This window comes from Aquidulcibacter sp. (genome assembly GCF_049239865.1).
GTDB lineage: Bacteria > Pseudomonadota > Alphaproteobacteria > Caulobacterales > Aquidulcibacteraceae > Aquidulcibacter.
In genome coordinates this window covers 1-4262 of the sequence record NZ_JBMLTR010000113.1, presented here as the reverse complement: position 1 = coordinate 4262, position 4262 = coordinate 1, and the positions used below count along the sequence as shown (strand labels likewise).

Sequence of the window (4262 nt, the reverse complement as noted above, 5' to 3'; positions counted from 1 at the left end):
AGACGTGTTTCCATTCCAGAGCCGCTAAACCTAGGCAAAGGCACATGCCAAAGACTTGCAAGCGGGCGTTACAGTCCCTTATGTGCGTGCTCAGCTAAAGGGATCAAGAAGGTGTTTGGAATCAAACGATCACTCAAACGCGAGGATGTGTTAAAAATTCTCGATACCATGCGCGCGTCGGACGGCTTAAGCCTTGTACATAAAGGACTTATTGAAGATGTCCGCGTCTCGGAAGGGGGCGACGTGCTGGCAACAATTTCAGTGCCAAAAGGTGAAGAAAGTGCAGCTAGCCAGTGGCAACAGGCCGCGACGGCCGCCATCAAGGGTCTACCCGGCGCTGGAAAGGTCACTGTGGTGATGACTGCCCATGTCAGTGCTGCACAAAACCCACCAACGACTGACGCGCCGCCAGCTGGCCAACAGCGCGTTCGCAAGGGTGCTAAACTCACCGATGCAGCCCTCGCTCAAGGCGTCGCCCAAGCGCCGCCCGTGAAAGCTGGCATTCCCGGCATTAAAGCCATATTGGCGGTCGCGTCAGCCAAGGGTGGGGTCGGCAAATCCACCGTGGCGGTCAATTTAGCGGCAGCCCTGTCCGCTTTGGGTCTGCGCGTTGGCTTGCTCGACGTCGACATCTATGGACCGTCCATTCCCACCATGATGGGAACCGTTTCGGCTGAGCCAGAGGTGGGCGAGGATAAGAAGCTTCTGCCGGTCATGGCTTACGGTTTAAAGACCATGTCAATCGGCTATCTGGTCGATGGTGACGCCCCCATGATCTGGCGCGGGCCTATCGTGACCAGCGCCATCAAACAATTATTGGAAGACGTGACGTGGGGTACGGCGGAGGAACCGTTGGACGTATTGGTGATGGATACGCCACCGGGCACGGGCGATGCCCAATTAGCTTTGGCACAACGCGTGCCCTTGAATGCGGCCGTCATCGTCTCAACGCCCCAAGAAGTCGCCTTGGCCGATGTACGACGCGGCGCGGGCATGTTTGCGAAGACCCATGTCCCGGTTTTGGGCGTCATTGAGAATATGGCGTGGCTAACCCAGCAAGACGGCAGCCGCCTCTATGTGTTCGGCGAAGGCGGTGCCAAGCGCACGGCGGAGGCTTTGGGCTTGCCGTTTCTGGGCGAGATCCCCTTAGAAGTGGGGATACGGGAAAGCGGCGATGGCGGGGTGCCCTATGTCGTCGCCGCCCCTGGCAGCGATACGGCCAATGCCTTCCTATCGATTGCCGCCCATATTTATGATGGCTTGCTGCATCAAGAGATTAAGCCACCACCTGTCATCAGCTTTGTAGCCTAGGGCTCGACGATTTCTTCTTTGAAGCAGGTGACGATCCAATCGCGGACGAGTTGCAAGCGCGGATTGGTCTTGGTGTCGCGATGAAACACCAGCCACGGCTGGCGCTCTGGCATAGCCCGATGCTGGACCTCCATCAGACCGGCTTTGCGGGCGGCAAAAGCTGGCAAGGGCGCAATGCCGACGCCCGCAACCGCCGCATTGAGAAGCGCGCGCACGCTGGACGAGGAAAAGCGGATGCTTGCCTCCAAGCCCTGCGCCTTCAGCCAAATGTTTTCAGCAATCTCGCCATATTGACGGTCCAGCCAAACGAGATGCTCATCCGACAAGACCAAGCGGTCTAAGTCCTTTCCTTTCAGATAGTCGGGCGACGCAAACAGACCCAACCGGATCACGGGCAAGCGGCGCGCGATGAGTGTTTCTTCCGCCGGTCGTACCATCCGGATCGCCACATCCGTGCGCCCTGCATTCAGATTGGCAATGTCGTTTGAGACCTCCAAATCAATGCTGATCGACGGGTCTTGCGCGCGAAGACGGTCCAATCGCGGGGCCAAGACATCCGCAATAACGGACTCGGTCGCTGAAATGCGGACTGACGGCAGGTTGGGTCCCTCCTGCAAAGCGCGCGCACGACGGGCAATTTGGCTCAACTGGCGGGCCCCCGGTTCGGCCACTTGCAAGATCGCGTGCCCGGCCTCTGTCAAACGTGCGCCGCGCGGACCACGCTGCAGCAGTTTCAAGGCCAGCTGCGTCTCCAGCCCGTCGATCCGGCGGCTGATCGTTGGGATCGACATGCTCAATTCGTCAGCGGCTTCCGACAGAGAGCCGCGCCGCGCCACCGCTACAAAACAACGGATCGCCTCCCAATCAATCGCTTGCTCATTTATCATTTTTGAAAATCCATTTTCCATTTTTAGGCCTAGCTAGACCGATCGGTCAAGCCCTATTTGGGGTCAACGGGCGGTCTGTTCCCCCGGGAAGAGGAAACTGAAGATGAAACTATTTCTCTCATTACTCGCACTGGGTGCGTTGATCGGACTGGGGGCTTGGTTCGGGCTGGCCCCACAACGCGCCACCGCCAAAGCCGCCCAAACCAAAGTTGCGGTCTATGTGTCCATCGCGCGCCCGGCAGGGGTGAGTGATGAAGCCCTAAATGCTGAATTCACCCGAGCCATCCCCATTTATGCAAAAGTCCCAGGCCTTGAGCGTAAGTATTTCACCTATAGCCAAACCGGTTTTGGCGGTCTTTATCTGTTCGATAGTGAGGCCTTGGCCAAAGCCCATTTCAATGCTGCTTGGCTGCAACGGGTTGAAAAGACCTATGGCGTCAAGGCGAACCCCGTCTATTTCTCCGTCCCCGAAGTCACCGCTGGTGCAGCGCAAGTCGCACCATCAGCCGCCAATGTCGCGACGATTGTTGAGATCAAGACCCCTTGGTATGGCACAGACGGGCTGGTGAAGAAGGGGCTGAGAGACGCTATCCCAACTTATGCCGCCACACCGCACTTGATCTACAAATACTTCACCCAAGGTGCCGACCGCAGCTTTGGCGGCATTTATCTCTGGGAAGATCAAGCCAGTGCCGAGGCCCATTTCGGCCCTGAGTGGCACGCCCGTGTGACCAAAAAATATGGCCATGATGGGGTCGTCACCTTCCTCAAAGCGCCTGTCAGCATGATCCAGCCCGCCAAATCGGAGAAGCCATAACATGAAGGTGATACGCGAACTTGGAACCAAGCTCGATACCTGGGGTGGCCGTCGCAAGATGGCCACTTTTCGCGCTGGTTGGGCGGCCCATACCTCGCCCGAGATTGGCTTTTACTCCACGCCGCTGACCCAGTATCGATACCGGGTGCGGGGTAGCGGTCCTACCTTGGTCTTCTCCGCTGACCCGCCGATGACCTTGGAAAACTACGATGCGCTGTTGGACGCCTTTAGCCCGCATTTCCGCGTCATCATCTTCGAACTGCCCGCCATGGGGTTCAGCGCGGTTGATCCGAGCTATCGGTTTGACTTTTACCAGACCAATGACGACGTTGCCCGCTTTTTGAAAGATATCGCAGGCGACGGCGCTATCCTCGCCTTTTCCTGTGTAGCCAGCCTATGTGCGATTGATCTGGCTTGCCGCTGGCCTGAACTGGTTTCGCGCCTCGCGCTCTTGCAAGCGGGCGATGTCGCGGCCTTTGCCGCGTGGAAGGCTGGTCGTGACCCAAAGGGCATTTTGGCCCGCCCTTTCCTCGGCCAATGGGTGATGAAGCAGCTGGCACCCAAGCGCATGCCAGACTGGTATCGCCTGTCCGTTGGTCGCAAAGAGATGCTGGACGCGCTTGTCGCTTGTGCCTGCCGGTCGTTTGAGCATGGGGCCATGTGGTCGCTTGCCAGCGCCTATCAGCTCTATATGGACCCCTCGATCCGCCTCGACAAACCTAAGCAGCCCTTATTGGCTTTTTGGGGTGAGGCCGACAAAAGCCACCCCAAAGGCAATGCCGACAGTCCAAAGCGCTTGGCCGATCAGGTCGATTATATCAGCTATCCAGACCTCGGACACACTCCAGAGCTGGAAGACCCTGCCCGGGTTTGTCGCGATCTCTTGGCGTGGCTGAAACAGGATTAGCTGTTGGATTGGACGTCGCCCTTCCCATCCCGTCAAAGAGGGCCTATATTGGAGAGGTCCGGTTCGCCGGACTATGGTGATAAACGTGCGTGAAATAAGCAGGCCGGACCGGGGTGCGATTCCCCGCGGCTCCACCAAGCTCTCTGCGTGTATCGACGCGAGTGTGGGGCCGATCAGGATCGACGGATGTGTAAAGACGTTACTTTTACCCGCGTGGGCTTCGTCAACCGCCCATTTTCACAAATGCAAACGATAACTTTGCACAGGAAGTCCGTTTGGCTGCGTAATGCGGTCTGATTGACATCCGACTAAGTCCCAAGGCTTCGGCCGAAGGCGGGGC

General features: G+C 57.9%; 4 protein-coding genes and 1 other RNA gene. 4 read left to right on the top strand and 1 reads right to left on the bottom strand.

What is annotated here, in order from left to right; translation table 11 throughout:
* Positions 1-111 precede the first annotated feature (111 nt).
* Entirely contained in the window at positions 112-1311 is a 1200-nt protein-coding gene (locus ACOVRA_RS08175; protein WP_421719854.1) for a P-loop NTPase, read from the top strand.
* Here ACOVRA_RS08175 and ACOVRA_RS08170 read toward each other — a convergent pair.
* Positions 1308-2198, bottom strand: coding sequence for a LysR family transcriptional regulator (locus ACOVRA_RS08170; RefSeq protein WP_421719853.1), 891 nt, complete (start codon positions 2196-2198; stop codon positions 1308-1310). The two genes, ACOVRA_RS08175 and ACOVRA_RS08170, sit on opposite strands and share 4 nt — an antisense overlap.
* 103 nt (positions 2199-2301) lie before the next feature.
* Here ACOVRA_RS08170 and ACOVRA_RS08165 point away from each other — a divergent pair, with 103 nt between their 5' ends.
* From ACOVRA_RS08165 to ssrA, 3 genes are all read left to right on the top strand, one after another.
* The gene (locus tag ACOVRA_RS08165) at positions 2302-3015 is read left to right on the top strand and encodes a hypothetical protein (RefSeq protein ID WP_421719852.1); all 714 of its coding nucleotides are present in this window, start codon (positions 2302-2304) and stop codon (positions 3013-3015) included.
* 1 nt (position 3016) lies between these two features.
* A complete protein-coding gene (locus ACOVRA_RS08160) occupies positions 3017-3922 on the top strand; it encodes an alpha/beta fold hydrolase (protein ID WP_421719851.1) in 906 nt (301 codons plus the stop codon).
* Between the two features lie 17 nt (positions 3923-3939).
* Positions 3940-4262, top strand: a transfer-messenger RNA (tmRNA) gene (gene ssrA, locus ACOVRA_RS08155); the annotation flags it as partial.

Excerpts from the sequence above, each read along its gene's own strand:
- ACOVRA_RS08170 (WP_421719853.1), bottom strand. The coding sequence starts at position 2,198 with ATGATAAATGAGCAAGCGATTGATTGGGAGGCGATCCGTTGTTTTGTA.
- ACOVRA_RS08165 (WP_421719852.1), top strand. The coding sequence starts at position 2,302 with ATGAAACTATTTCTCTCATTACTCGCACTGGGTGCGTTGATCGGACTG.
- ACOVRA_RS08160 (WP_421719851.1), top strand. The coding sequence starts at position 3,017 with ATGAAGGTGATACGCGAACTTGGAACCAAGCTCGATACCTGGGGTGGC.